Source organism: Streptomyces sp. NPDC048461 (assembly GCF_055587105.1).
Genome location: NZ_JBVJGW010000001.1, coordinates 22,264 through 48,676, shown reverse-complemented (window position 1 = coordinate 48,676; position 26,413 = coordinate 22,264). Strand labels below are relative to the sequence as shown.

Genomic DNA, 26,413 nt, shown 5'->3' with positions numbered 1-26,413 from the left:
GCCCTTCCTCAGCGCAGCTTCGGGTCGAGGGCGTCGCGGACCGCGTCGCCGACCATGATGAACGCGAGCACGGTGACGCTCAGCGCTGCGGCCGGGAACAGCAGTACGTGGGGAGCCTGGAGCCAGCGGACGGAAGCGTCGCTGACCATCAGACCCCACGAGATCCCCGGCGGCTGGACACCGATGCCGAGGTACGACAGGGCCGCCTCCGCGGAGATGTACACACCCAGGCTGATCGCGCCGACCACGATGACGGGGGCGACGGCGTTCGGCAGGATGTGCCGGACCGTGATGCGCCAGGTGCCGGCGCCGAGGGCGCGGGCGGCCATCACGTAGTCGTTGTTCTTGTTCTGCAGCACCGAGGAACGCATGATGCGGAAGATCTGCGGCCAGCCCAGCGTCGCGAGGACGACCGAGACGGTCCAGGCGTTGCCCTGCAGGCCGGACATGATCAGCATGCCGCCGAGGAGCACCGGGATGGCGAAGAAGATCTCGGTGAAGCGGGACAGGACGCTGTCCACGACCCCGCCGACCCAGCCGGCGACCAGGCCGAGCGCGCTGCCGACGATCAGCACCAGGCTCGTGGTGGTGATGCCGACGATCACGGAGTTGCGGGCCGCCCACACGGTGCGCGTGTAGACGTCGCAGCCCTGGATGTCGTAGCCGAACCAGTGGCTGGCGCTGGGGGTCTTGAGGGAGTCCTGGAGCTTGCACGCGGTGGCGTCGAACGGGCTGCCGGTGGTGAACAGCTGCGGGACGGCGGCCAGGACGAGCAGGAACAGCACGAGGACGGCGCCGATGATGAACACCGGGTTGCGCCGGAGGTCGCCCATCGCGTCGGACCAGAGGCTGGCCTCGCGTTCCTTCTTCGCGGGCTTGGCGTGCTTGCTCGCCGAGGGTGCCGGGGCGGTCTGGGTGTCGGTCGTCAACTCGTCCCCCACCGTTGTCGTGTCACGCATAGCGGATCCTCGGGTCGAGCACGGCGTAGAGCATGTCCACGGCCAGGTTGGCGACGAGGTACACGAGGATCAGCAGCGAGACGACGCCGACGATCACCGTGCCCTCCTTCCGGTAGACCGATTCGGCCAGCAGGCCGCCGATCCCGTGGATGTTGAAGATCTTCTCGGTGATGACGGCGCCGCCCATGAGGGAGCCGAGGTCCGCACCGAGGAAGGTGACGATCGGGATCAGCGCGTTGCGCAGGGCGTGGCGGCCCACGACGCGGCTGCGGGGCAGGCCCTTGGCCGTCGCGGTGCGCACGTAGTCGGCGCGCATCGTCTCCATCAGGCTGGTACGGGTCAGTCGTGCCACGTACGCCAGGGAGGTCGAGGCGAGCACCAGCGCCGGGAGGAGGTAGGCGCGGATGCCGTCGGCCTCGTTGAAGGAGACCGGGAAGAAGTCGAAGCCGAAGTCGGTCTTGAGCTTCACGCCGAGGCTGAGCTGGAGCACGAAGCCGGTGACGAAGACGGGCACCGAGATGACCAGGAGGGTGGAGAGCAGCACCAGCTGGTCGAGGAACCTGCCGCGGCGCAGGGCCGCCATGATGCCGGCGAGGACGCCGACGACGGCCTCGATCGCGAAGGCGATGAGGGCCAGGTTGACCGTGTAGGGGAAGGCTTCGGTGATCTTGTCCCACACCGAACGGCCGGTGAGCGTCTCGCCGAAGTTCCCCTGGGCGAGGTTGGTGATGTAGTGCCAGTACTGCGCCAGGAAGGACTGGTCGAGGTGGTACTTCTCGCGCAGCATCGCCGCGACGAGGGGGTCGGCCTTCTTCTCGCCGGCCAGCGCCTGGATCGGGTCGCCGGGCAGCTTGAAAGCCAGCCAGTAGATGAGGAACGTGGCACCGATCAGGACAGGGATCGCCTGTATGAGTCGGCGGATGAGGTAGCGGCCCATCAGACCTCCAACAGAAGAGCAGGGGGAAGGGGCAGACAGGCGGAAACCTGCTTCCGCCTGCCCGCCCCGGTGTCCCCTTGGTGTGAAGAGGGGTGTTAGTTGCGCTCGACCTTGGCCAGGTCCATGCGGCCCTGGGCGTCGATCTCAACGTTCTTCACGGACTTGGAGTAGGCCGAAGAAGACATGTAGGTGAAGACCGGGATGTACGGCAGGTCCTTGATGATGACGTCATCGGCCTGCTGGTACAGCTTGAGGGCCTCCGCCGGGTCGGCGGTCTTGTCGGCCTGGTCAAGCAGGGTCTCGAACTCCTCGTTGACGTAGGCGCCGTAGTTGGAGCCGTTGTCGATCGCGACCTTCGAGAAGATCGGACGGAGGTAGTTCTCGGCCGCCGGGTAGTCCATGGACCACGCCATGCGGAAGGCGCCCTTGTACTTCTGGTCGCCCAGCTCGGTCAGCATGTCGCCGAACTTGGTGAACGGCTTGGCGGTGACCTCGATGCCGAGGTTCGCCTTCAGCTGGTTGGCGACGGCCTCGATCCACTCCTTGTGGCCGCCGTCGGCGTTGTAGCCGAGCTCGATCTTGTTGCCCGGGACGCCGCCGGCCTGGGTGTAGAGCTCCTTGGCCTTGGTCGGGTTGTACGTACCCGACTCGCCCAGCGCGCCCTTGCGGTAGCCCGGGATGATCGGGCTGATGAAGTCGTCCGCCGGCTTGCGGGTGCCGTTGAAGATGGTCTTCGTGATGGCGTCCCGGTCGATGGCCATCGAGATGGCCTTGCGGATCTCGGGCTTGCCGAACGCCTCGGCGTTCGTCTTCAGCGGGAGACCGATGTAGCCGACGCCGGACTCGGGCTTGTAGATGTAGCGGTCGCCGAACTCCTGCGAGACGCTGGCCATCGCCGAGACGGGGAGCTTGTCGACGATCTGGAGCGTGTCGGCGCGCAGGTCGTTGTACGCGGTGTCCAGGTTGTCGTAGATCTTGAAGGTGACGCCCTCGAGCTTGGCGCGACCCTCGGCCGGGTACTTGTCGTACCGCTTGACCTTGATCTGCTTGTTGTGCTCCCAGGCGCCGTCCATCTGGAAGGCGCCGTTGCCGATGGGGGCCTCGCCGAACTTCTTCGGGTCGGCCTCGAAGGCCTTCGGCAGCGGGTAGAAGGCGTTGTAGCCCAGCATGGTCTTGAACTGGGAGAACGGAGCCTTCAGCTTGACGGTGAAGGTCTTCTCGTCGACGACCTTCAGGCCCTTGAGCTCGGTGGCGGTGGGCTTCTTGTCCTTGCCCGGCGCCAGCTCGTCGGAGCCCTCGATCTTCGCGAAGAAGGGCAGGCCCTCGGCGGCGTTGTCCTGGTTGGCACCCCAGGTCCAGGCGCGGACGAACGACTGCGCGTCGACCTTCTCGCCGTTGTGGAAGGTGTAGCCGTCCTTGAGCTTGATGGTCCAGGTCTGCGAGTCCGTGGTGTCGATGGACTCGGCGACCGCGAGCTTCGGCTCGTTGGTCTTGTTGTCGTACTCGACCAGACCGGTGAAGAGGGCGTTGAGAACCTCGGCGCCCTCGGACTCCGCGGTGTTCTGGCCCACAAGACCGTGCTGCGGCTCGCCGAGCACCACGGTGATGCTGCCACCGGCACTGTTGCCGGCGTCGTCCTTGCCGGTACCACAAGCCGTGGCAGCCATCGCCACGATGACGGCACCCGCGACCCACTTGGCGCTCGTTGCTCCGCGCATGGGTAATTGCCTCCTCAGGAGTCACTGTCGATAAGTGAAGGGCCCGGCTGCGCTGACACCCCTGACAGCGAAATCCGGCCCCATCGTGCGTGCTCGTGAGTCGGCGCTCCCCACAGCGCCTTGACCCATTGACCCGAGCTCAATGGAGCCATCCTCAGGGACGCCCAGACCGTAAACCACACTTAAGTGGTCTCGTTTTCACAACATCACTCCATGACCAAAACCCGAAATCCGGACAAACGGATAGGAGACAGACACGTGCGAAACGGACGGTTAGCTCACCTTCCGGAGTGTCACGGTCGGTATGCGGACGCCTGAACCAAAAAATCCGGTTGACAAAAGCGAACAGCCCCTCCCGTCACGGACTCCGTGACGGGAGGGGCTGCCGATGCTCGCGGGTATTTCGGCCACCGCGTGCGCCGTCCAAGCGGCGCATGGGGTACGGCCGGGCTACTCCGGTACTACTTGGCGGACTTGGCGCGCGAAGCGGTGCGCGAGCGGTCCTTCTGGTCCAGGACGACCTTGCGGATGCGGACGGCCTCCGGGGTCACCTCGACGCACTCGTCGTCGCGGCAGAACTCCAGGGACTGCTCCAGGGAGAGCTTGCGCGGGGGCACCACGTTCTCGGTGTTGTCCGCGGAAGCCGCACGCATGTTGGTGAGCTTCTTCTCCTTGGTGATGTTCACGTCCATGTCGTCGGAGCGCGAGTTCTCGCCGACGATCATGCCCTCGTACACCTCGGTGCCGGGGTCGGTGAACAGGACGCCGCGCTCCTGGAGGTTGATCATCGCGAACGGCGTGACCGAACCGGAGCGGTCGGCGACCAGGGAACCGTTGTTACGGGTCACCAGGGGGCCGAACCACGGCTCGTGGCCCTCGTGGATGGAGTGGGCGATGCCGGTGCCGCGCGTGCCCGTCAGGAACTCCGTACGGAAGCCGATCAGGCCGCGGGACGGGACGACGAACTCCATGCGGACCCAGCCGGAGCCGTGGTTCGACATGTTGTCCATGCGGCCCTTGCGGACGCCCATGAGCTGCGTGACCGCACCCATGTGCTCCTCGGGGACGTCGATGGTCATGCGCTCGACCGGCTCGTGCACCTTGCCGTCGATCTCCTGCGTGACGACCTGCGGCTTGCCGATGGTCAGCTCGAAGCCCTCGCGGCGCATCTGCTCGACCAGGATGGCGAGCGCGAGCTCACCACGGCCCTGGACCTCCCAGGCGTCCGGGCGCTCGGTGTCGAGCACGCGGAGCGAGACGTTGCCGACGAGCTCGCGGTCGAGGCGGTCCTTGACCTGGCGCGCGGTGACCTTGCGGTCCTTGACCGCGGACTTGGCGTCCGCGCCCTTGCCGCTGCCGCCGCGGCCGACCATCGGGGAGGTGTTCGTACCGATGGTCATGGAGATCGCCGGCTCGTCCACCGAGATCAGCGGGAGCGCGATCGGGTTCTCCGGGTCGGCCAGGGTCTCGCCGATCATGATGTCGGGGAAACCGGCGACCGCGCAGATGTCACCCGGGCCCGCCACCTCGGCCGGCTTGCGGGTGAGCGCCTCGGTCATCATCAGCTCGGTGATGCGGACGTTCGACATCGTGCCGTCACGCTTGATCCACGCGACCGTCTGGCCCTTGCGCAGCTCGCCCTGCTCGACGCGGACGAGCGCGATGCGGCCGAGGAAGTTGTCGGCGTCCAGGTTGGTGACGTGGGCCTGGAGGGGGGCCTCCTCGTCGTACACCGGGGCCGGGACGTGCTCCAGGATGGTGGAGAAGAAGGGCTCCAGGCTGTCGCTGTCCGCGGGGACGGTGCCGTCCTCCGGCTTGGTCAGCGAGGCCACGCCGTCACGGCCACAGGCGTAGACGATCGGGAACTCGATCTGCTCCTCGTCCGCGTCCAGGTCCAGGAAGAGGTCGTACGTCTCGTTGACGACCTCGTCGATCCGGGAGTCGGGGCGGTCGGTCTTGTTGATGCACAGGATGACCGGCATCTTCGCCTGCAGGGCCTTGCGCAGGACGAAGCGGGTCTGGGGCAGCGGACCCTCGGAGGCGTCCACCAGCAGGACGACGGCGTCCACCATCGACAGACCGCGCTCGACCTCACCACCGAAGTCGGCGTGGCCGGGCGTGTCGATGATGTTGATCGTGATCGGGGCCCCGCCGTCCTTGGGGTGATACTTCACCGCCGTGTTCTTGGCGAGGATCGTGATGCCCTTCTCACGCTCCAGGTCGTTCGAGTCCATCATGCGGTCGTCGAGGTGCTGGTGGGCGGCGAAGGCACCGGCCTGCTTGAGCATGGCATCGACGATGGTCGTCTTGCCATGGTCGACGTGGGCGACGATGGCGACGTTACGGATGTCGTGGCGCGTGGGCACTTCGGCGCTTCTCCCGGGATCGTGGATGGCGTCGCGTACGGCCTGGCACGCGCGCCTCGACCGGGCGGAAACCTGCCACGGCCTTACCCCATCGTACGTCGCGCAGCGGGAACCGCCTGCCGGGGGGTCTGTCAAGAGGCCGGACGAATGAGGACGGCCGGGTGTGGAGCGGGGTGCCCCGACCGCCCGTCCTGCCGGTGTTCATGCGGGTCAACGGGTATCCACGACCTTGCCCGCCGGGGATCCGGCGGGCAAGGAACTTGAGTCACTTCTGAGCTTGTGACTCGCCGGTCACCCTCTCTGGAACCGGTTTGTCACCACTTCTTCTCGCCTTCTTCTCTCCTTCTTCTACTTCCGCTTGTCCTTGGCGCCCGCCGCCTTCTTCCAGCCGATGTCCTGGAAGCGCGGGGCGCCGAGGCCGAAGGCTCCGGCGTTGACCAGACCCGGCTTGGCCGCCACCAGCTCCGGGCGCTGGTAGAGCGGGATGGAGCCGGCGGCGGCCCAGATCCGGGCGTCCGCCTTGCGCACCAGCTCCCGCGACTGCTCCTCGTCCAGCTCGCCGACCGCCTGGTCGAAGAGCTGGTCGATGTGGTCGGTGCCGACCCGGGTGTAGTTCTGTTCGACGAGCAGCGAGCCGTCCGCGGCCGGCTCCGGCTTCGCGAAGATCGGCCGGGCGTCGGTGGCCGGGTACGCGGTCGCCGGCCACGAGTAGAGCGCCAGGTCGTACTGGCCCGAGGCGATGTGGTCCTTGAAGAAGCTCTCGTCGGCCACCTTGGTGATCTCGGTGCTCACCCCGAGCTTCAGCAGCATCTGGCTGATCCGCTCGCCGACCGCCCGCAGCGACTCGGAGCCGGGTCCCGACGGGAGGACGAACCGCAGGGCCAGCGCCTTGCCGTCCTTGGCGAGCACCGATCCGGAGGTGCGGGCCGCCTGCTTGGCCGGGGGCGGGGAGGTCGGGACCCCCTCGGCCGCGTCCACCTCGGCGACTCCGGCCGCCTCGGCGTCGAGGGCCGGGCTGCGCTTGCCGTCGTCCACCGACGCGGCCGACGCGGCCTGGGTCAGCAGCGAGGCCCGCTGCTCGGCGGCGAACGGCGCGGGGGCCAGCACCGGGGAGGGGCCGTCCTGCTCGGCCTCCGCGCCCGGGGCGAAGGCGTCGGCGTCGACGATCTCGCCGTCGGGGGCGTGCCGCGGGTCCTCGGCGACGAGGCCGGCGCCGTTGCGCCCGTCGTCCCGGCCCACGATGTAGAGGCCGTCGTTCCCGGTGCCCGGGCCCGACGGGGTCTTCCCGTCGTCCTTGCCCTCGGCCTCGGCGCCCGCCTTCGCGCCCGCCGGCTCGGTCAGCCTGCCGCCGCGGCGCCAGCCCGCGTCCGCCAGGAGGGCCTGGGCCGCCTGGGTGTCCTGGCCGCCGAGCGCCCCGCTGTTGTCGGCGTACGCCCGCTGCCCGGCGAGGGCCACGTGGCTGCCGACGGGCTTCGCGGGCAGGCCGAGGGGCTTCAGTACGATCTCCGCCAGCGCCTGGCGGTCCAGGGCGCGGGCGATCGCGCGGCGCACCCGCTCGTCGGCCAGCGGGCCGGAGGCCCCGTTCATGGCGAGCTGCGTGTAGGCAGGCTCCAGGGACTTGCGGACGGTGAAGGTGCGCAGGGCCGCCTGCTCGTCGGCGTACTTCTTGGCCGCCTCGGCGTTCTTCTGCCGGGACTCCTGCTCGGCCGCGGCCTTGCCCTCGTCCGCGCCGAAGGCGACGGCCCACGACAGGGTGGCCTGGGCGGCCGTCACCGACGCGCCCGGACCGTGGGCCGGGGCCCCGCCCGAACCGGCGGCCGCGCCCGTGGCGCCGCCGCGGCCGGCGTCCCGGCGGGCCAGTGCGATCCGGTCGGCGCCCGCGCGGTCGATCTCCGCCAGGTCGACCTTCCCGGCGGCCAGCGCGGCCGGGCGGTCGGCCCGCGGCACGGCCGTCAGGACCAGGGAGTCCAGCTTGGCCGTCTTGCCCCACCAGCGGGGGTTGCGGGTCAGGGCGACGGAACCGGTCTTCTTGTCGACCGCGCCGAGGTTGAAGGGTCCCGCGGTGACCTTGAGGGCCCCGCGGGCGCCCTCGTTGAAGGCGTCCGGGGTACCGGTGACCTGCTTGGGGTAGAGCGGGCTGAACAGGGAGCGCCAGTCCGTGTACGGCTTGGCGAAGGTGACCTTGACCTCCAGGTCGGTCTTGCCGCGCTCGATCTTCTCGATCCGCTCGTAGCCCGCGTTGCGGGCGGTCCAGTACGCGGAGTCCTTGCCGTTGAGGGCCCTCCACTGCGCCAGGAAGTCGGCGGCGCCGATCTCCCGGCCGTCGCTCCACACCGCCTGCTGGTTGAGCTTGTACAGGACCACCTGCTTGGGCTCGCGCTCGACGACCTCGGCCTTCTCCAGGTAGTCGGGGTTGGCCACCGGCCGGCCCTTGCCGTCCAGGACGAACAGCTGGGGCAGCACGGCCCCGGCGATCCGGCCGGTGGTGGCGTCCGCGTCGGCCTGGAAGGCGTTCAGGGTCTCGGGGAGGGCGTCCACCGCCCAGCGCAGCACGCCCCCGTCGGCGACCCGGTCGCGGGCGGTCGTGGCGATGTCCTGCCCTGCGGCGGCCGGACCGCCCTCGTCGTCGCCCGCGCCGCAGCCCGCGAGCAGCGGCAGTGCGAGGACTCCCGAGGTCAGGAGCGCCAAGGACCTGCGCCTTCTCTGGGACATGGGTCGTACCTCCGGGGGCGGGGCGTGGGGGAAGCATGATCACGTTTGGCGGTATATGGAGCTGATCACACCGGTTGCCGGGACCCACTGAAATCGACGGCCCCCCACGCCTCCCGCAGCCGCCTCGCGCCACGCCGCGAACCCCACCCGTGCGGACCAATCCACCCCGCGGAACGGGCGGGCGTTCCCCCGGAAGGGGGACGGAACCGGGTGCGGGGGCGCACGGATCGAGCCTGCGCGCCCGTAATCGCTGCACGTCCCTTCACACCGGGGACAGGAGGCGCAACACTCTCAGGCGCACACGAGCGTTGCCACCGCACCCTGCGGAAGTGAGGGCAGGAACCATGTCCCTGAACGACTCACCGCACGACGCACCGCACGACGCACCGCACGCCCCGGCGCCCGACTCGCCGCCCGACTCGCCGCCCGGCTCGCCGCCCGGCTCGCCGCACGACGAGCTGAAGGCCGTACGGCGCACCCTCGACGAGCTGACCCGCACGGTCGAGCGCCTGGAGCAGCGGGCCGGGCGGGGCAGACCCGCGGGCCCGTCCGCCGTGACCGACCCGTCCCTGATGGTGACGGTCCCGGACACCCCGTACGACAGCAGCCTGTGGACGGACTCCGACGACGAGGGCCTCGGCGCCCGCGACCGCCGCGCCCCCTGACGCGGGACCTCTGCCCCCGGCACCCGACCCTGCCCTCGGCGCGGGCCCTCCCGGCCCCGCCGCGCGGACCCGTACCCCGTCCGGCCCGCACCCCATCGGACCCGGCCGCCCCGGCGGCCGGGTCTCCTGGGCCACCCCTCATCACTCCACCCGGAGTCCCCTTTGGCCACAGGCACGGAACCACCCCGACAGCGGCCCTCCGGCGTCCACGGCGCCTCGCGGGCCGCCATCGCCGCCCGGCACCTGCGGACCGACCGGTGGTGGCTGGCCCCGGCCGGCACCGCGGCCGGGCTGTTCGCCTTCATCGTCTACTCGACCTGGCGGGCCTTCGCCAACGCCGACTACTACGCGGCCCCGTACGTCTCGCCGTTCTACTCCCCGTGCCTCGCGGAGAACTGCCAGGAGATGCGCGGCGGCCCCAACTGGGACCTGTTCGGAAGCTGGTGGGGCCTGTCCCCCGCGCTGCTGATCCTGATCTTCCCGCTCGGCTTCCGGCTGACCTGCTACTACTACCGCAAGGCCTACTACCGGGGCTTCTGGGCCTCGCCGCCCGCGTGCGCCGTCGCCGAGCCGCACGCCGCGTACACCGGGGAGACCCGGTTCCCGCTGGTCTTCCAGAACGCGCACCGCTACTTCTTCTACGCGGCGGTCCCGGTCGCGGGCATCCTCACGTACGACACCGTGCTGACCTTCCGCGACGAGCACTACGCCTGGGGCCACATGGGCCTCGGCACGCTGCTGTTCCTCGTCAACATCGCCCTGATCTGGGCGTACACGCTGTCGTGCCACTCCTGCCGGCACATCATGGGCGGCAAGCTCAAGCACTTCTCGAAGCATCCCGTGCGCTACCGGCTGTGGGGCTGGGTCAGCCGGCTCAACGCCCGCCACATGCAGCTGGCGTGGGCCTCCCTGATCAGCGTCGCGCTGTGCGACTTCTACGTCTACCTGGTGGCCAGCGGCGCCTTCACCGACCCGAGGATCTTCTGAGATGACCCAAGTGGAACGGCAGCAGTGGGACGTGGTCGTGGTCGGCGCGGGCGGTGCCGGGCTGCGTGCCGCGATCGAGGCCCGGGAGCGCGGCGCCCGGACGGCCGTGATCTGCAAGTCCCTCTTCGGCAAGGCCCACACGGTGATGGCGGAGGGCGGCATCGCCGCCTCCCTGGGCAACGTCAACGAGGGCGACAACTGGCAGGTGCACTTCCGCGACACGATGCGCGGCGGCAAGTTCCTCAACCAGTGGCGGATGGCGGAGCTGCACGCGAAGGAGGCCCCGGACCGGGTCTGGGAGCTGGAGACCTGGGGAGCGCTCTTCGACCGCACCCCGGACGGCCGGATATCCCAGCGCAACTTCGGCGGCCACGAGTACCCGCGCCTCGCCCACGTCGGCGACCGGACGGGCCTGGAGCTGATCCGGACCCTCCAGCAGAAGATCGTCCAGCTCCAGCAGGCGGACTTCGAGGAGTTCGGGGACTACGAGGCCCGGCTCAAGGTCTTCCAGGAGTGCACGGTCACCCGGGTCCTGAAGGACGACGGCCCCGCGGGCGGCGGGCGGGTGGCGGGCGCCTTCTGCTACGAGCGCGAGTCGGGCCGCTTCTTCGTCCTGGAGGCCCCCGCGGTCGTCCTGGCCACCGGCGGGATCGGCAAGTCCTTCAAGACCACGTCCAACTCCTGGGAGTACACGGGCGACGGGCACGCGCTGGCGCTGCTGGCCGGGGCGCCGCTGCTGAACATGGAGTTCGTGCAGTTCCACCCGACGGGCATGGTCTGGCCGCCGTCGGTGAAGGGCATCCTGGTCACCGAGTCGGTGCGCGGCGACGGCGGGGTGCTGCGCAACAGCGACGGCAAGCGGTTCATGTTCGACTACGTCCCGGACGTCTTCAAGGAGAAGTACGCCGAGTCGGAGGAGGAGGGCGACCGCTGGTACGACGATCCGGACCACAACCGGCGGCCCCCCGAGCTGCTCCCCCGCGACGAGGTGGCCCGGGCCATCAACTCCGAGGTGAAGGCCGGCCGCGGCTCCCCGCACGGCGGGGTCTTCCTGGACGTGTCCACCCGGATGCCGGCGGAGCGGATCCGCCGGCGCCTCCCCTCGATGTACCACCAGTTCAAGGAGCTGGCGGACGTGGACATCACGGCCGAGCCGATGGAGGTCGGCCCGACCTGCCACTACGTGATGGGCGGCATCGCGGTCGACTCGGACACCGCCGCCACGGCCGGCGTGCCGGGGCTGTTCGCCGCGGGCGAGGTCGCGGGCGGCATGCACGGCTCCAACCGGCTCGGCGGGAACTCCCTGTCCGACCTGCTCGTCTTCGGCCGGCGCGCCGGTCTGCACGCCGCCGGGTACGCGCAGGAGCACGCCTCCTCCCCGGCCGGGCGGCCGGCCGTCTCCCAGGCCCGGATCGACGAGGCGGCGGCGGAGGCGCTGGCCCCGTTCCACGCCGCCGAGGGTGCGGAGAACCCGTACACGCTCCACCAGGAGCTCCAGAGCACCATGAACGACCTGGTCGGGATCATCCGGCGGGAGGGCGAGATGGCGCAGGCGCTGGAGCGGCTGGCGGCCCTGCGCGTACGGGCCTCCCGGGCCGGCGTCGAGGGGCATCGGCAGTTCAACCCGGGCTGGCACCTGGCGCTGGACCTGCGGAACATGCTCCTGGTCAGCGAGTGCGTGGCCCGCGCGGCCCTGGAGCGCACCGAGAGCCGGGGCGGGCACACCCGCGAGGACTGCCCGGGGATGGACCGCGCCTGGCGGCCGGTGAACCTGCTGTGCCGGCCGGTGGACCCGGCCCCGGCCGATCCGGCGGCCGACCGGATCGCCCTCGTGCACACCCGCACGGACCCCATCCGTCCCGACCTGCTCGCCCTGTTCGAGAAGGAAGAGCTGGTCAAGTACCTCGCCGAAGAGGAGCTCTACGAGTGACTACCTACGACGCACGCTTCCGGATCTGGCGGGGCGACGCGGAGGGCGGGGAGCTGCGGGACTTCACCGTCGAGGTGAACGACGGCGAGGTCGTGCTGGACATCGTCCACCGGCTCCAGGCGACGCAGGCCCAGGACCTCGCGGTCCGCTGGAACTGCAAGGCGGGCAAGTGCGGTTCCTGCAGCGCGGAGGTCAACGGCCGGCCGCGGCTGATGTGCATGACGCGGATGTCCACCTTCGCGAGCGGGGAGACGGTCACCGTCACCCCGCTGCGGGCGTTCCCGGTGGTCCGTGACCTGGTCACGGACGTGTCCTTCAACTACGCGAAGGCCCGCGAGGTGCCGTCCTTCGTGCCGCCGGAGGGGGTGGCGCCGGGCGCGTACCGGATGCAGCAGGTGGACGTGGAGCGCTCGCAGGAGTTCCGCAAGTGCATCGAGTGCTTCCTGTGCCAGGACACCTGCCACGTGGTGCGGGACCACGAGGAGAACAAGCCCGCCTTCGCCGGTCCCCGCTTCCTGATGCGGGTGGCGGAGCTGGACATGCACCCCCTGGACGCGGCGGCGGAGTCAGGCCTGGACCGGGGGCGCTCCGCGCAGGAGGAGCACGGGCTCGGGCTCTGCAACATCACCAAGTGCTGCACGGAGGTCTGCCCCGAGGGCATCAAGATCACCGACAACGCGCTGATCCCGCTGAAGGAGCGGGCGGTGGACCGCAAGTACGACCCGCTGGTGTGGCTGGGCAACAAGATCGGCCGCCGCTCCGGGACCCCGTAGGCGCTCCCCCCGTACCACCCCCTCCCACGCCGTCGCGGGAGCGGGCGGTGCGGGGGCGGACGGCCGGGTCCGGACTCCGCGTGCGGAGGCGGTAAACCGCCCATACCCTCCGAATTGTGATTCCGCCGAGAAGCAGGACGCAGAGACGCACCTCCGCCGGCATACCGCTCCGGGCGGGGCTCGCCCTGGCCGCCGCGCTGCTCGCGTTCGGCGGCTGGGGGGTGGCGGGGGCGCCGCCGGCGCGCGCCGACGACCCCGTGGCCCTGTCCCGGCAGGGCCAGATCACCGACCGCGTCGGGGCCCTGGGCGACCGGCGGGAGTCGGTGACCGCCGCCCTGGACAAGCTCTACGCCGACCGGCGGGTCCAGCTCTTCGTCGCGTACGTCCGTGACTTCTCCGGCCGGTCCGCGCAGAGCTGGGCCGATGCCACCGCGGAGAAGAACGGCCTCGGCCAGAACGACGTCCTGCTGGCCGTGGCGACCGGAGACCGGCAGTACGCCTATTCGGCCGACGCCGCGTCCGGTTTCACCGAGGAACAGCTCGCGACGGTCGCCCGGACCGCCATCGAGCCCGCCCTGCGGCAGAACGACTGGGCGGGCGCCGCGATCGGCGCGGCCGACGGCTACAACGCCGTGCTCGGCGGGCTGCCCGTTCCCGCGCCCGCCATCACCCCGGGTCCGGCGGACCCCGGCGGCGGGGAGAGCGGGCACACCGGGGCCGGGGACTTCGTGCTCCCGGTGGTGGCGGTCGGCGCGGCCGGCGCCCTCGGGGCGTACGCGTACACCCGCCGCAAGCGCCGCGGCGACGGCGCCGGGCGCGGTACGGGCACCGGGCAGGGCTGGGGCGGCGGCGGAGCGGGGCAGCTCCCGCTGCCGGAGCTGGACTCCCGGGCCAAGGCGCTGCTGGTGGAGACCGACGACGCGATCCGCACCAGTACGGAGGAACTCGGCTTCGCCTCGGCCCAGTTCGGCGACGAGGCGGCGGCTCCCTTCACCGCGGCCGTGGAGTACGCCAAGGGCGAGCTGACCCACGCCTTCCGGCTGCGCCAGCAGCTGGACGACGCGTACCCGGAGGACGACGCGACCCGGCGCCGGATGCTCGACGAGATCGTCGCCCGGTGCACGGAGGCCAGCCGGCGCCTCGACGCCGAGTCCGCCGACTTCGACCGGCTGCGGGACCTGGAGAAGAACGCCCCGCAGGCCCTGGCCACCGTGGAGCTGCACTTCCGGGCGCTGGCCGGGCGCACCACCACGGCCGTGGCCACCCTGACGGCGCTGGCCGGCCGGTACGCGGACTCCGCGTCGGCGCCGGTCGCCTCCAACCCGGAACAGGCGGAGGACCGGCTGCTGTTCGCGACGACCAGCCTGGGCGAGGCGCACGCCGCGGTCGACGCCGGCGACAACGGCCGGGCGGCCGTGCACGTACGGGCCGCCGAGGGCGCGGTGGACCAGGCGGCGACCCTGGTCGACGCGGTGGAGCGGCGGGCCCAGGAGCTGGCGGAGGCGGCCGGGAAGCTGCCGGGCGCCCTGAACGAGGCCGACACGGACCTCGCGGACGCCCGCGGGCTGCTGACCGGCACCGCCGAGGGCACGTCGACGGCGGACCTGCGGGGCCGGATCGGCCGGGCGGAGGCGGTACTGGCCGACGTACGGCAGGAGCAGGCGGCCGGACGGTACGACCCGATCGACGCCCTGCGCCGGGTCGAGGAGGCGGACGCGGCCCTGGACGAGGCGCTGGCCGGGGCGCGCGAGCGGGAGTCGGGGCGCCAGCGCGCGGCGGCCCTGCTGGACCAGGCCCTGCTGTCGGCCCGCAGTGCGATCGGCGCCGCGACGGACTACATCACCACCAGCCGGGGCGCGGTCGGCAGCCAGGCCCGCACCCGGCTGGCGGAGGCGGGCCGGCACCTGGAGCGGGCGGGGACCCTGACGTCCGCCGACCCGTCGGGCGCGCTGGCGGAGGCCCAGCAGGCGGACTCCCTGGCGCGGCAGGCGCAGCAGCTGGCGGAGCAGGACGTACGGGGCTACCAGGACCCGTACGGCGGCCGGAGCTCCGGCGGCGGCCGGGGCGGCGCCATACTCGGCGGGATCATCCTCGGCGAGCTCCTCCGGGGCGGCGGCGGCTTCGGCGGGGGCGGAGGCTTCGGCGGAGGCGGAGGCGGCCGCGGGGGCCGCGGTCCCGGCTCCTTCGGCGGAGGCGGCACCCGTGGCCGCATGGGCGGCGGCGGCCGCTTCTGAACGCACGGGGCGGGGCCCCGGCACCACCGGGCCCGCGGCGCCACCCACCACCGTCCCTCCCCCACCCGGCACACCATCCCCACCAGGAGAGACCCACCATGAGCAAGCAGACCATCCTCGGCCGCGTCACCCAGCTCGCCAAGGCCAACATCAACGCGCTGCTGGACCAGGCGGAGGATCCGCAGAAGATGCTGGACCAGCTGATCCGCGACTACACGAACAACATCTCGGAGGCGGAGCAGGCGGTCGCGACGACGATCGGCAACCTGCGGATGCTGGAGGCGGACCACACGGAGGACGTGGAGGCGGCCTCCGAGTGGGGCGGCAAGGCCCTCGCGGCGAGCCGGAAGGCCGACGGGCTGCGCGCGTCGGGGGCGGCGGCGGACGCCGACAAGTTCGACAACCTCGCGAAGGTGGCGCTGGGCCGCCAGCTCCAGTCGGAGAAGGAGGCGAAGACGGCGGAGCCGACGATCGCCGCCCAGACGGAGGTGGTCGACAAGCTCAAGTCGGGCCTCGGTTCCATGCGGAACAAGCTGACGGAGCTCCAGGCCAAGCGGGACGAGCTGGTGGCGCGGGCCAAGACCGCGCAGGCGCAGAACACGATGATGGACGCGGTGAAGAACATCGACGTCATGGACCCGACGAGCGACCTGAACCGCTTCGAGGAGAAGGTCCGCCGCGAGGAGGCCATGGCGCTGGGCAAGCAGGAGCTGGCGGCGTCCTCGCTGGACGCGCAGTTCGAGTCCCTGGACGACCTCGGGAAGACCTCGGAGATCGAGGCCCGCCTCGCCGCGCTCAAGCAGGGCCGCGCCGCCTGAGCGCCACCGGGACGGGCCCGCCCGCCGGTACGGGGATCCCGCCGCGGCGGCGCGCCCCCGCGGCGGGGGCCCGGCCGGGCGGGGCCGGGGCCGCCACCGCGGCGGTGCCGCAGCGGCCCCGGCCCGGCCCGCCCCGGCCCGCGCCCTACCCCCCGTACATGCTCAGCAGCTGTTCCGCCGACAGCTCGGCGACCGCGTCGGCCACCGCGCCGGGCAGCGGGAGCTCGAACCACACCGTCTTGCCCCGGTGCGTGCGCCGCGTGCCCCACCCGGCCGAGAGCAGGCCGACCAGCTGGAGGCCGCGGCCTCCCTCGTCCGTGTCGCGGGCCCGGCGCCGCCTGGGCTGCACCAGGTTCGCGTCCCAGACCTCGCAGACCAGGGTGCGGTCCAGCAGCAGGCGCAGCCGGATCTCCCCCTCGCCGTACCGCAGGGCGTTCGTCACGAGCTCGCTGACCAGCAGTTCCGTGGTGTCCAGCAGCCCTTCCAGGCCCCACGCCGGCAGCTTGGCCCGGGCCAACTCCCGTGCCCGGCCCACCGAGCGGGCCTCGCGGGGCAGCTGCCAGTCGCCGACGGCGTCCACGGGCAGGCCCTGGACGCGGGCCATGAGGAGCGCGATGTCGTCCTCCCCGTGCCGGGTGTCGAGGGTGTTCAGGACGTGGTCGCAGACGTCCTCCAGCGGGCGCACCGGATCCGCCAGCGCCGCCCGCAGGCCGCGCAGCCCCTCCTCCAGGGGGTGGTCGCGGGACTCCACGAGCCCGTCGGTGTACAGGGCGAGCAGCGCCCCCTCGGGCAGTTCCACCTCGACCTCCTCGAAGGGTTCCCCGCCCACCCCCAGCGGCATGCCGGGCGGCACCTCCAGCAGGAGCGCGGGCCGCGGTACGCCGTCCTCGTCGGGCGGCTCCACCAGGACGGGCGGCATGTGGCCGGCGTTGGCGATGGTGCAGCGGCGGGTGACCGGGTCGTAGACCGCGTAGACGCAGGTGGCCAGGTACACCTCGGAGCGGTCCGCGTCCCGCGAGTGCAGGGCCGCCCGGGAGGCCTGCTGGGAGCCGCCGGGGGCGCCGAGCCCGCGGGCGACCTCGTCCAGGGCGGTGAGCACCTCCGCCGGTTCCAGGTCCAGCAGCGCCAGGGTCCGTACGGCGGTCCGCAGCTCGCCCATGGCGACGGCGGCCCGCAGTCCGCGGCCCATCACGTCGCCGACGACCAGGGCCGTGCGGTGGCCGGGCAGTTCGATGACGTCGAACCAGTCCCCGCCGACCTCGGTCGCCGCGTTCCCCGGCAGGTACCGGCAGGCGATGTCGAGGCCGGCCGCCTCCGGGTCGCCGGGCGGCAGCAGGCTGCGCTGCAGTATCAGCGCCCGCTCGTGCTCGCGCCGGTAGAGGCGGGCGTTGTCGATGCAGACGGCGGCCCGTGCGGCGAGTTCCACGGCGACCGCCCGGTCGCGTTCGCCGAAGGGCTCGCTGCCCTTCGTACGGGAGAACTGCGCGACGCCGACGACCGTGTCGTGGGCGACCATCGGCACGATCAGCGTCGACTGGACGAGGTCCTCCGGTCCGCCCCGCTCGATGAGCCGCGGCCGGGCCGTCCGCAGGGCGAGCGCGCCCGGCGACCCGGCCGGGTAGCGGTGGATCTCCCCTACGGACACCAGCGCGCCCGGCCCCGACAGCGGGGCGTCGGACACGGCCGAGGCGAAGGCGACCCGCCGCAGCGGCGCGGACGGCGCCCGGCCCGCGCCCTGGCCGGGCAGCGAGGGCACCCCGGGGCCCTGCGGCCGGGCGGGGCGGTCGTCGTCGCCGAGCAGCAGGCCCTGGTAGAGGTCGACGGCGGCCAGGTCGCAGAAGCCCGGGACGGTCACGTCCAGGAGCTCCCGGGCCGTGGTCTCCAGGTCGAGGGAGTTCCCGATCCGGTGGCCGGCCTCGTTGAGCAGGGCGAGGTTGCGCCGGACCCCGGCGGCCTCGCGGGCGGCGAGGTGGCGGCGGGTGACGTCGGTGCCGATGCCGGCGACGCCGATGGGCCGGCCGGTGCCGCCGTGGACCCGGTAGAGGTTGATGGACCAGTGGCGGTTCTCCCGGCTGCCGGGGGCGGCCCCGGTGATCCGGAGGTCGGTGACGGACTCCCCGCTGTCCAGGACCCGGCGCAGGGCGTCGGCCATCCGGTCGGCCTCGTGCGCCGGCAGGTAGTCGTGCACGGTCCGGCCCCGGTGCTCCTCGGCGGCGCCTCCGAAGACCGTGGCGAAGCGGCGGTTGGCCCGCTGCACGGTGAGGTCCGTGCCGAAGAGCAGGAACCCGAAGGGAGATTGGCCGAATATCGCCTGCGAGGCCGCCAGATCGGATTCGATCCGCCGTAGCGCGCGCACGTCGACGACGACGCACAGCGCGGCCCGCTCGGACGCCTCGGTCTGCGTGGGCATCACGTAGATCTCGGCCACGCCGTGCGCGCCGGCCCCGCCGGGGATGCGGAAGGGGATCAGGCCCGTCCACTCCTTGCCGTCGAGGATCTCGGCGACCCGGCGGTGCGCGCCCGCCCGCAGATCGGCCGGCATGAACGCGTCCACCGGGTCCCGGCCCACGGCCTGGGACGCCGACAGCCCGAACAGCTCCTCGGCGCGCAGGCTCCACTGGTCGATCAGGCCGTCCGGCCCGATCGAGAAGGAAGCAACCTTTATGTAGTCATATATCGAGCCAGGCGGACTGCTGTGCCACAGGGAGTCGTGCCATGTCTCCCCGGGCACGTCGGAATCATGTGCCTGCGCAGGTATCTCGCTCACGCGACCGTCCCCTCCAGCTCACCGCAACCGGACCGGCCTGACCGAAGTATTCAGCACCACGGCCCCTGACGGCACGGCGTTCACGATCACAAAAAGGTCCCGTTGCTTTTGAGCCACGTCGTGTGATCGTCGGTCACCCTTCACCTTGTTACTCACCAGGAAGAGCCAACTCGAACCACACGGTCTTGCCCGACTTCCCGTGGCGGGTCCCCCAGCGCTGTGACGAGACCGCGACGAGGTGCAGTCCGCGACCCCCCTCGTCGTCCGGCCGGGCGACCCGTTCGCGGGGCGGATCCGGAAGCGGATCGGAAACTTCCACGAGGAGCGCGGGGCCGCCGGGAGCGCCCTCGGCGGCCGGATTGCGCCGTTCCAGGCGGACCCCGATGGGGCCCGACGCGTACCGGAGGGAGTTGGTGACGAGCTCGCTGACCAGCAGGACGGTCACATCGCCGACGGAGTCCAGGCCCCAGTCCCGGAGGGTGCCGCGCACGGCGTGGCGGGCGGTGCGGACGGCGCCGGGCTCGGCGGGGAAAGCCCACTCGGCGCACTCACCGTCTGTGTCGATCACGCCGATCACTTCCCGGGCCAGCAGTGACCCCAGTCCGGTTCGTCGGGGACGAAAGAGGGACGAGATAGGGATTAATAGCGACATACCCGATATTTGGGGCGTCGTACCACTCGATCCGCCACCACCGGCGCACTGTGGCGCATACGGCCTACAGCGTGCGCGTCACGCGCCCCCGCGGGCGCCCCCGACGGCACCCCGGCCGCCGGCACCGGCCCCTCCGGCACCGGCCCCGCCCGCATTGCCGTCGCGCAGCCGCCGCCCGGCCTCGGCGACCGCCGGGCGGTCCTGGTCGAGCCAGTCCACCGAGTCCAGCTCGTCCGGCCGCAGCCAGCGCAGCTCGTCGTGATCCTCCAGCGGGGCGGGCTCCCCCGAGAGCAGCCGCGCGGTCCACACGTGCAGGACGAGGCCGGGTTTCAGCGGCCACTCCCCCGGGATGCGCTCCAGCGGCTCGGCCTCGACGCCGAGCTCCTCGCGCAGTTCGCGGACCAGCGCCTCGGGGACGGACTCGCCCGGCTCGGCCTTCCCGCCCGGCAGCTCCCAGCGGCCCGCCAGCTCGGGAGGTGCGCTGCGGCGGGCGGCCAGCAGGCGGCCCTCATGACAAAGGGCTCCGCCCACGACCACGCGTTCAGTCATGGGGCGGAGCCTATGCCAGCGTCGCGACAGCTGCGACGCCGCTCAGTTCATCGTGGCGGTCTGACCGATCCGCTCGACCCAGTAGAGCTGTTTGTGTCCTCGGTCGTCGAGACTGTCGGCGACCTTCTGGGCCTCGGCCCGGGTGGGGTACCGGCCCACCCGGTAGCGGTTGCCGTTGTCGTCCTGACGTATGACCAGCCACGGGAGCAGGGCACCGCTGTCGTTCATCGCGTTTCACCCTCCGCCGACGTGCCTGACCGGGAAACCGCATTGCGCATATGCCCGAGCTTACGCCCGACCCTTACTCAGCGGATACGGTTTTTCACGAAGAGGTACCTCCCAGGCGTACGCATCCGGCCATGCGTACGAGTGGGCCGTGCGCGCCGGTTCAGACGGGGCGCACGGAGGGCAGGGGAAGGAGCACCGCCCCGCCCGGCGGCACCTTGCGGCAGGCGTCCCCGCAGGTCGCGTCGAGGGAGCAGCAGAGCGAGCAGACCGGGCCCGCGTGGACGGGGCAGTCGGCGATGTCCGGGAGTTCGTACGCCGTCTCGCAGACCGCGCAGTCGTGCGTCGCGGTGATGTCGGCGACGGCGGCGTCCGGTCCGTTCACCGCGTTCGGCCGGGCCAGGTAGTACTTGCCGCTGGTCATCCATGCGATCAACGGACACAGCAGGAGGGCGAGTCCGGCCGCGATGAAGGTCGAGAAGGCCTCGGCGTAGGTGCCGAAGAGTCCGAAGAAGGCGAGGATCGAGACGGTGGAGGCGATCACCATCGCGCCGAAACCCGCCGGGTTGACGGCGTAGAGGTAGGCGCGCTTGAACTCGATGTAGGGCGGGCTGAGTCCGAGCCGCTTGTTGATCACGAGGTCGGCGGCGACGGCGGCGATCCAGGCGATGCCGACGTTGGAGTAGAAGCCGAGCAGCTTGCCGAGCATGGCGAACATGTTCAGCTCCATCAGCGTCAGCGCGATGCCGAGGTTGAGGAAGATGTACCAGACCCGGCCCGGGTGACGGTGCGTGATCCGGGAGAAGAAGTTCGACCAGGACAGCGAGCCGCTGTAGGCGTTGGTGACGTTGATCTTGACCTGGGAGACGATCACGAACAGCGCGGCGGCGGGCAGCGCGAGGCCGCCGAGCCAGGGCCGCAGGGCCTCGATCTGCGGGGCGATCGGCTCCAGCGCGTGGGTCTTGCCCACGGCCTCCAGCGCCACGAAGGCGAGGAAGGCGCCGCCGAGCTGCTTCGCGGCCCCGATGATCACCCAGCCGGGGCCCGCGGCGAGCACGGCGAGGTTCCACTTCCGGCTGTTGGCCGGGGTCTTGGCGGGCATGAACCGCAGGTAGTCGGCCTGCTCCCCGATCTGCGCGATGAGCGAGAGGGCGATGCCCGTGCCGAAGCCGAAGCCGATCCAGGAGAAGCCGGAGCCGGCGCCCTCGGTACCGCCGAAACCGGTGAAGGCGCCCCAGGCACCGGGGGCCTCGAAGGCCAGTACGAGGAAGGGCAGCACGAGCCCGATCAGCCAGACGGGCTGGGTCCAGGCCTGCACCTTGGCGAGCGCGCCCATGCCGCGGAAGACGATCGGGATCACGATGAGGGTGGTGACGAGGTAGCCGATCTCGACCGGCAGCCCGAAGGCCTGGTGCATGGCCTGGGCCATGATCGAGCCTTCGAGGGCGAAGAAGATGAAGGTGAAGGAGGCGTAGATGAGGGACGTCAGCGTCGACCCGAAGTACCCGAACCCGGCGCCGCGCGTCACCAGGTCCATGTCCAGGCCGTACGTCGCGCACGCGCGGGCGATCGGGATGCCGGTCAGGAAGATGACCGCGGCGGCGGCCAGGATCGCGGCGGCGCCGCTGGTGAACCCGTAGGCGAAGACGATGGACGCGCCGATGGCGAAGTCGGCGAGGTAGGCGATCCCCCCGAGGGCGGTGCCGGCGACGGTGCCGGGTCCCCAGCGGCGGAACGAGTGGGGCGCGTACCGGAGCGAGTAGTCCTCGCGGCTCTCGTCGGCGGCGAGCTTCGCGTACCGGCGGGGCTCCGCCGCGGGCGCGGGGGCAGGGGTGGCGGTGTCGGTCATACCGCCGGAAGGTAGGCCCGCGCCGTGACGGCCCGTCACTCCGCGGCGTTGCCCGCCGGTTACGTCGGCGCCCGCCGCGTCACCGCGGCGTTACGCCGTCCGCGCGCCCCTGTCCGCTCACCGGTACGGTCCCGCCCGCCGCGGCGGGCGGGACCGCGGCGCGGTCGGCGTCAGCGCGGCCGGCGGCGGTGCGGGGCGCTGCGGCTCACCGGGCGCTGCGGTTCACGGGGCGCCGCGGTTCACGGGGCGCCGCGGCTCACCGGGCGCCGCGGCTCACCGGGCGCCGCGGTTCACCTCACCGGCAGGTGGTAGGCCAGGCGGTAGCGGTCCGCCGGGACCACCACGTCGGCCGTCTCCACGGCGCGGCCGGACGCGAAGTACGTACGCCCGATCACCAGCACCACGTGTCCCGGCACCCCGCCCAGTTGCAGGAGTTCCTCCGCCAGGCCGGGCCGCGCGCCGACCTCCTCCACCACGTTGTCCACGACGACGTCGATGGCGGCCATCCGGTCGACGACGCCCGAGCCGCCCAGCGGGCCCTCCTCCGGCAGCATCACCGGGGTCCGGCCGGTGACGGCGAGGGGTTCCCAGGAGGTCGACAGCATCATCGCCTCCCCCGCGTCGCGGTAGACGTACCGCGTCCGCATGACCCGCTCGCCCGGCTCGATGCCGAGCCGTTCGGCGATCTCCGCCGGGGCGGACTCCTGCTCGCTGCGCGATTCCCACGTGCCGCGCGCGCCGGACTCCGCCTGCTCCTGCCGGAAGGGCGTCGAGGTGCCTCCCGTGCGGTAGCCGGAGCGCGCGACCCGCCGCGGCACCGGCTGCTCCCGTACGTACGTCCCCGAACCGGACCGGCCCTCGACGAGCCCCTCCGCCATCAGGACCTTGCGGGCCTCCAGCGCAACGGTGTCGGAGACCCCGTACTCCTCGCGGATGCGGGCCTGCGAAGGGAGCCGGGCGTGCGGGGGCAGGGAACCGTCGACGATCTTCCGTCGGAGATCCCCGGCCACGCGCAGATAGGCCGGCTGCTCACCGAAAGTCACTGGCCACTCCCATCAGGTTGACAGACAGCTACAGCCTGGCAACCTACGGTTGTCCATCGCAAGCAAGGGCCAGAGTTTCACCCGAAGTGATGAAGCCAGGTCACTCAAACCCGTTACCGCGCGTCACCCCGTCGACGTCAGGCGGACTGCGTCGGGGGCCTGCCTCCGGAGCCGCCCGAACCGCCACCGCCCGGCCCCTGGAGGTCCTCCTCCAGCCAGTCCGGAACCGTCGTCGACAGCCCGTACGCCCCGCGCAGCGCCTTCTCGGTCCGGACCGACATCGCGTCCGCGGCCTGCTCCCACGTCCGGTCGAACTCCGCCGCCGTCTTCGCCTGCGCGGCCCGCTGCCACCCCGCACGGGCGGCCTCGACCTCCTTGAGCTGCGCCCGCGCCGCCCGGCCGATCGCCGGCCGGTCCGCGTGCCGTTGCAGCACCGCGGCCTCGTCGCCCAGCGCGGCCCACACCTCCAGCGCCCACGCCCGGTGCTCCGGCAGCGCGTCCGCCACGTCCTCCTCGGGGGCCCGGCCGAAGGCGAGGTCGACGGCGTTGGCCGCCGTCAGGAACTCGGCCTGCTCGGCGGTGAGCGACGCCCGGTCCCTGCGCAGGCTGCCGCTGTGCTCCCGCGGGGTCGTGCCGATCACGCAGAGCAGTTGCCGGTCGCCCTCGTCCCAGGACTGGCGCGAGGGGGCGAAGTAGTACATCTCGGCGTTCGCCGGCAGCGCCCAGCTGTCCATCGCGTACGCGTCCTGGGCCTTCCAGCACTCCTGCTGCGCCTGCGCGTCCGCGGCCGGCGAACCGGCGGGGTCGGTGACGGCCGGGACGAACGGACCGGAGGAGGTCACCTCGGCGTGGTGGGGCTCCGCGCAGTCCACCGGGTACATCAGCGCCCGGCGGCCCGTCAGGTCCCCGCCGGGGACGGTGAAGCAGTCGCCGGCGGACAGGTCCTCCATGGCGGTCGCCGCGCCCTCCGCGCCGGCGGACCGCGAGGCCGCGTCGAGCCGGTCGCCGACGGCCGTCAGGACCGGGCCGGCGGTGAGGGCGAGCACGCCGGTCGCCAGCACCGACACCGCGAGGCCGGTGACCGCGAGCGCCTTGCCCCGCTGGCGTCCGCCGGCGATCTGTACGAGGGCCACGACGCCGAAGACGATGCCGAGCGGCGGGAAGCAGAGCAGCCCCACGAGGAGCGAGGCGAGCGCGAACCCGTTGAGCGCCGGAGCCGCCGGCCCGTGGGGCGGCGGCGGCCCCCACGCGTACGGCGGCGACGGCGGGGCCCAGGGGCCCGGTCCGGAGGGCGGGGGCGGCGGAATGCTCACGGGGCGGGGAACTCCATCGGGGCGGGCCGCGCTCGCGCGAAGACGCGAACGCATGCGCGAATGGTACGCAGCAGGGGCGACCGGCCCCCCGGTCGCCCCTGCACGTTCATCGCGGCTCAGTCACTGCTGTCCCCGGCGTTCCTCAGAACTGGAGCGCCCAGGAGTCGATCTTGCCGACGTCGGCGTTCGCCAGGTCGGCGACCCGGAGCTTCCAGACGCCGTTGGCGACCTCGGAGGAGGCGTTCACGGTGAAGGTCTGGATGATGTTGTCCGCGCTGCCGCCGGTGCGGTTGCGCAGGTTGTAGACGGTGCCGTCCGGGGCGACGAGGTCGACCTTCAGGTCACCGACGTAGGTGTGCTTGATGTCGACCGGAACGCTCAGCGTGGCCGGGGCGTTGCCGGAGATCCCGCTGACGGTGATCGGCGACTCGACGGTGGCGTTGTCGGCGATCGCGTAGTCGTTCAGGTTCTCGAAGCGCGTGCCCGGTCCGGGCGGGGTGGTGCCGGCGCCGATGTAGAGCAGGCGGTTCGGGGAGCCGGTGCCGGGGCTGGTCACCACGTTCGGGGTGGCGGCGGCGACGAGGCCCGCGGAGATCTGGGCGGGGGTGCTGCCCGGGTTCAGCGACAGGTAGATCGCGGCCGCGCCCGCGACGTGCGGCGAGGCCATCGACGTGCCGGAGATGGTGTTGGTGGCGGTGTCGCCCGTGCCCCACGAGGAGGTGATCGAGGAGCCCGGCGCGAAGATGTCCAGGACGGAGCCGAAGTTGGAGTAGCTGGCCTTCGCGTCCGTGTTGGTGGTGGCGCCGACCGTGATGGCCTCGGCGACGCGCGCCGGGGACTTGGTCGAGGCGTCGGCCGTCTCGTTGCCCGCCGCCACGGCGTAGGTGATGCCGGAGGCTATGGAGTTGCGGACGGCGGTGTCGAGCGCGGAGTCCGCGCCGCCGCCGAGCGACATGTTGGCCACGGCCGGCTTGACGGCGTTCGCGGTCACCCAGTCGATGCCGGCGACGACCTGGGCGGTGGTGCCGGAGCCCTGGTTGTTGAGCACGCGGACGCCGACGATCTTGGCCTTCTTGGCCACGCCGTACGCGCCGCCGCCGACGGTGCCGGCGACGTGCGTGCCGTGGCCGTGGCCGTCCTGGGCGGTGTTGTCGTTGTCGATGGCGTCGTAGCCGTAGGTGGCGCGCCCGCCGAAGTCCTGGTGGGTGATCCGGACGCCGGTGTCGATGATGTACGCGGTGACGCCCTCACCGGCCTTGTCCGGGTAGGTGTAGCTCTGGTTCAGCGGCAGCGCCCGCTGGTCGATGCGGTCCAGGCCCCACGACGGCGGGTTGGGCTGGGTGGCGTCGACCGTGAAGGTGCGGTTCTGCACGACGGACTTCACCGCGGGGTCGGCGGCGAGTTTTCTGGCCTGCGCCTCGGAGACCTCGACGGAGTAGCCGTTGAGGGCCGCGCTGTAGGTGCGGTCGATCTTCGCTCCGTAGCGCTTGGCGACGGCCTTGCCGCTGTCGGCGGTGGAGCGGGCCGCGGTGTCCTTCAGGGTCACGATGTAGCTGCCGGGGACGGACCCGGCGGCTCCGGCGTTCTCGATGACGCCCAGTGCGCCGCTGTCGGCCGCCGAGGCGGGGAGCGCGGCGGCCGCGCCGAGCGCGAGGGCCGCGACGGCGATCGCGCTGATGCCGGTGATCTTCCGGCGGGTGTGACGCATCACGGACATGTGAGGGGTCCTCCTCATAGGTGGTGCGCTGCGGGGGGTGGGGCGGTGCCGTACGGGTGGGGATGGGCACAGGTTTAGCCATGCTCATGACAAGGCATTCGGCCCAGCGGGGCGCCGCCCTCGAAAGATTGACCCACCGTCAGCGCTTCCCACAAGAGGACAACGGACGCGTAACATCCGTGCCATACAACGGCCATGA

19 protein-coding genes are annotated in these 26,413 nt (G+C 71.9%); 6 read left to right on the top strand and 13 right to left on the bottom strand.

The features are described 5' to 3' along the window. Positions 1-8: 8 nt before the first annotated feature. The 5 genes from ACZ6S8_RS00210 to ACZ6S8_RS00190 all read right to left on the bottom strand — a co-directional run bounded on the left by ACZ6S8_RS00210 (position 9) and on the right by ACZ6S8_RS00190 (position 8,692). Complete coding sequence (locus ACZ6S8_RS00210) at positions 9-959, bottom strand: ABC transporter permease (protein WP_469451060.1); 951 nt, start codon at positions 957-959, stop codon at positions 9-11. Continuing rightward, positions 952-1,896 (bottom strand): ABC transporter permease, encoded by a 945-nt coding sequence (locus ACZ6S8_RS00205; RefSeq protein WP_469451058.1) that lies wholly within the window; start codon positions 1,894-1,896, stop codon positions 952-954. The genes ACZ6S8_RS00210 and ACZ6S8_RS00205 overlap by 8 nt, the downstream gene beginning before the upstream one ends. A gap of 95 nt (positions 1,897-1,991) precedes the next feature. Then, complete coding sequence (locus ACZ6S8_RS00200) at positions 1,992-3,614, bottom strand: peptide ABC transporter substrate-binding protein (RefSeq protein WP_469451056.1); 1,623 nt, start codon at positions 3,612-3,614, stop codon at positions 1,992-1,994. Between the two features lie 461 nt (positions 3,615-4,075). Further along, positions 4,076-5,980, bottom strand: a complete 1,905-nt coding sequence (gene typA, locus ACZ6S8_RS00195) for a translational GTPase TypA (RefSeq protein ID WP_383917850.1) — start codon at positions 5,978-5,980, stop codon at positions 4,076-4,078. 348 nt (positions 5,981-6,328) lie between these two features. After that, complete coding sequence (locus ACZ6S8_RS00190; RefSeq protein WP_469451054.1) at positions 6,329-8,692, bottom strand: ABC transporter family substrate-binding protein; 2,364 nt, start codon at positions 8,690-8,692, stop codon at positions 6,329-6,331. Positions 8,693-9,150: 458 nt separating this feature from the next. Between ACZ6S8_RS00190 and ACZ6S8_RS00185 the strand changes: the two genes are divergently transcribed. From ACZ6S8_RS00185 to ACZ6S8_RS00160, 6 genes are all read left to right on the top strand, one after another. After that, positions 9,151-9,357, top strand: coding sequence for a hypothetical protein (locus tag ACZ6S8_RS00185; RefSeq protein ID WP_469451841.1), 207 nt, complete (start codon positions 9,151-9,153; stop codon positions 9,355-9,357). Positions 9,358-9,519: 162 nt separating this feature from the next. Continuing rightward, positions 9,520-10,344, top strand: a complete 825-nt coding sequence (locus tag ACZ6S8_RS00180; RefSeq protein WP_469451052.1) for a hypothetical protein — start codon at positions 9,520-9,522, stop codon at positions 10,342-10,344. A gap of 1 nt (position 10,345) precedes the next feature. Further along, the gene (locus ACZ6S8_RS00175; protein ID WP_469451051.1) at positions 10,346-12,274 is read left to right on the top strand and encodes a fumarate reductase/succinate dehydrogenase flavoprotein subunit; all 1,929 of its coding nucleotides are present in this window, start codon (positions 10,346-10,348) and stop codon (positions 12,272-12,274) included. Then, the gene (locus ACZ6S8_RS00170) at positions 12,271-13,047 is read left to right on the top strand and encodes a succinate dehydrogenase/fumarate reductase iron-sulfur subunit (RefSeq protein WP_469451049.1); all 777 of its coding nucleotides are present in this window, start codon (positions 12,271-12,273) and stop codon (positions 13,045-13,047) included. The genes ACZ6S8_RS00175 and ACZ6S8_RS00170 overlap by 4 nt, the downstream gene beginning before the upstream one ends. Before the next feature lie 161 nt (positions 13,048-13,208). After that, the gene (locus ACZ6S8_RS00165) at positions 13,209-15,281 is read left to right on the top strand and encodes a TPM domain-containing protein (protein WP_469451839.1); all 2,073 of its coding nucleotides are present in this window, start codon (positions 13,209-13,211) and stop codon (positions 15,279-15,281) included. A gap of 98 nt (positions 15,282-15,379) precedes the next feature. Further along, positions 15,380-16,099 (top strand): PspA/IM30 family protein, encoded by a 720-nt coding sequence (locus tag ACZ6S8_RS00160; protein ID WP_469451048.1) that lies wholly within the window; start codon positions 15,380-15,382, stop codon positions 16,097-16,099. A 145-nt stretch (positions 16,100-16,244) separates the two neighbouring features. Here the strand turns inward: ACZ6S8_RS00160 and ACZ6S8_RS00155 are convergent, their stop codons facing one another. From ACZ6S8_RS00155 to ACZ6S8_RS00120, 8 genes are all read right to left on the bottom strand, one after another. Beyond that, positions 16,245-18,866, bottom strand: coding sequence for a SpoIIE family protein phosphatase (locus tag ACZ6S8_RS00155; protein WP_469451046.1), 2,622 nt, complete (start codon positions 18,864-18,866; stop codon positions 16,245-16,247). Positions 18,867-19,014: 148 nt separating this feature from the next. After that, complete coding sequence (locus tag ACZ6S8_RS00150; protein WP_469451045.1) at positions 19,015-19,443, bottom strand: ATP-binding protein; 429 nt, start codon at positions 19,441-19,443, stop codon at positions 19,015-19,017. A gap of 153 nt (positions 19,444-19,596) precedes the next feature. Next, positions 19,597-20,067, bottom strand: coding sequence for a (deoxy)nucleoside triphosphate pyrophosphohydrolase (locus tag ACZ6S8_RS00145; RefSeq protein ID WP_469451043.1), 471 nt, complete (start codon positions 20,065-20,067; stop codon positions 19,597-19,599). A 42-nt stretch (positions 20,068-20,109) separates the two neighbouring features. After that, positions 20,110-20,295: an SPOR domain-containing protein gene (locus ACZ6S8_RS00140; RefSeq protein WP_361590483.1), complete on the bottom strand. Its 186-nt coding sequence runs from the start codon at positions 20,293-20,295 to the stop codon at positions 20,110-20,112. A gap of 160 nt (positions 20,296-20,455) precedes the next feature. After that, positions 20,456-22,141 (bottom strand): purine-cytosine permease family protein, encoded by a 1,686-nt coding sequence (locus ACZ6S8_RS00135; RefSeq protein WP_469451040.1) that lies wholly within the window; start codon positions 22,139-22,141, stop codon positions 20,456-20,458. A 290-nt stretch (positions 22,142-22,431) separates the two neighbouring features. After that, a complete protein-coding gene (locus ACZ6S8_RS00130; RefSeq protein ID WP_469451039.1) occupies positions 22,432-23,184 on the bottom strand; it encodes a GntR family transcriptional regulator in 753 nt (250 codons plus the stop codon). 137 nt (positions 23,185-23,321) lie between these two features. After that, positions 23,322-24,497, bottom strand: coding sequence for a DUF4190 domain-containing protein (locus ACZ6S8_RS00125; protein WP_469451037.1), 1,176 nt, complete (start codon positions 24,495-24,497; stop codon positions 23,322-23,324). Between the two features lie 142 nt (positions 24,498-24,639). Further along, positions 24,640-26,214 carry a S8 family peptidase gene (locus ACZ6S8_RS00120; RefSeq protein ID WP_469451035.1) on the bottom strand — a complete coding sequence of 525 codons (1,575 nt, stop codon included), beginning with the start codon at positions 26,212-26,214 and terminating at the stop codon, positions 24,640-24,642. Positions 26,215-26,413: the final 199 nt, after the last annotated feature.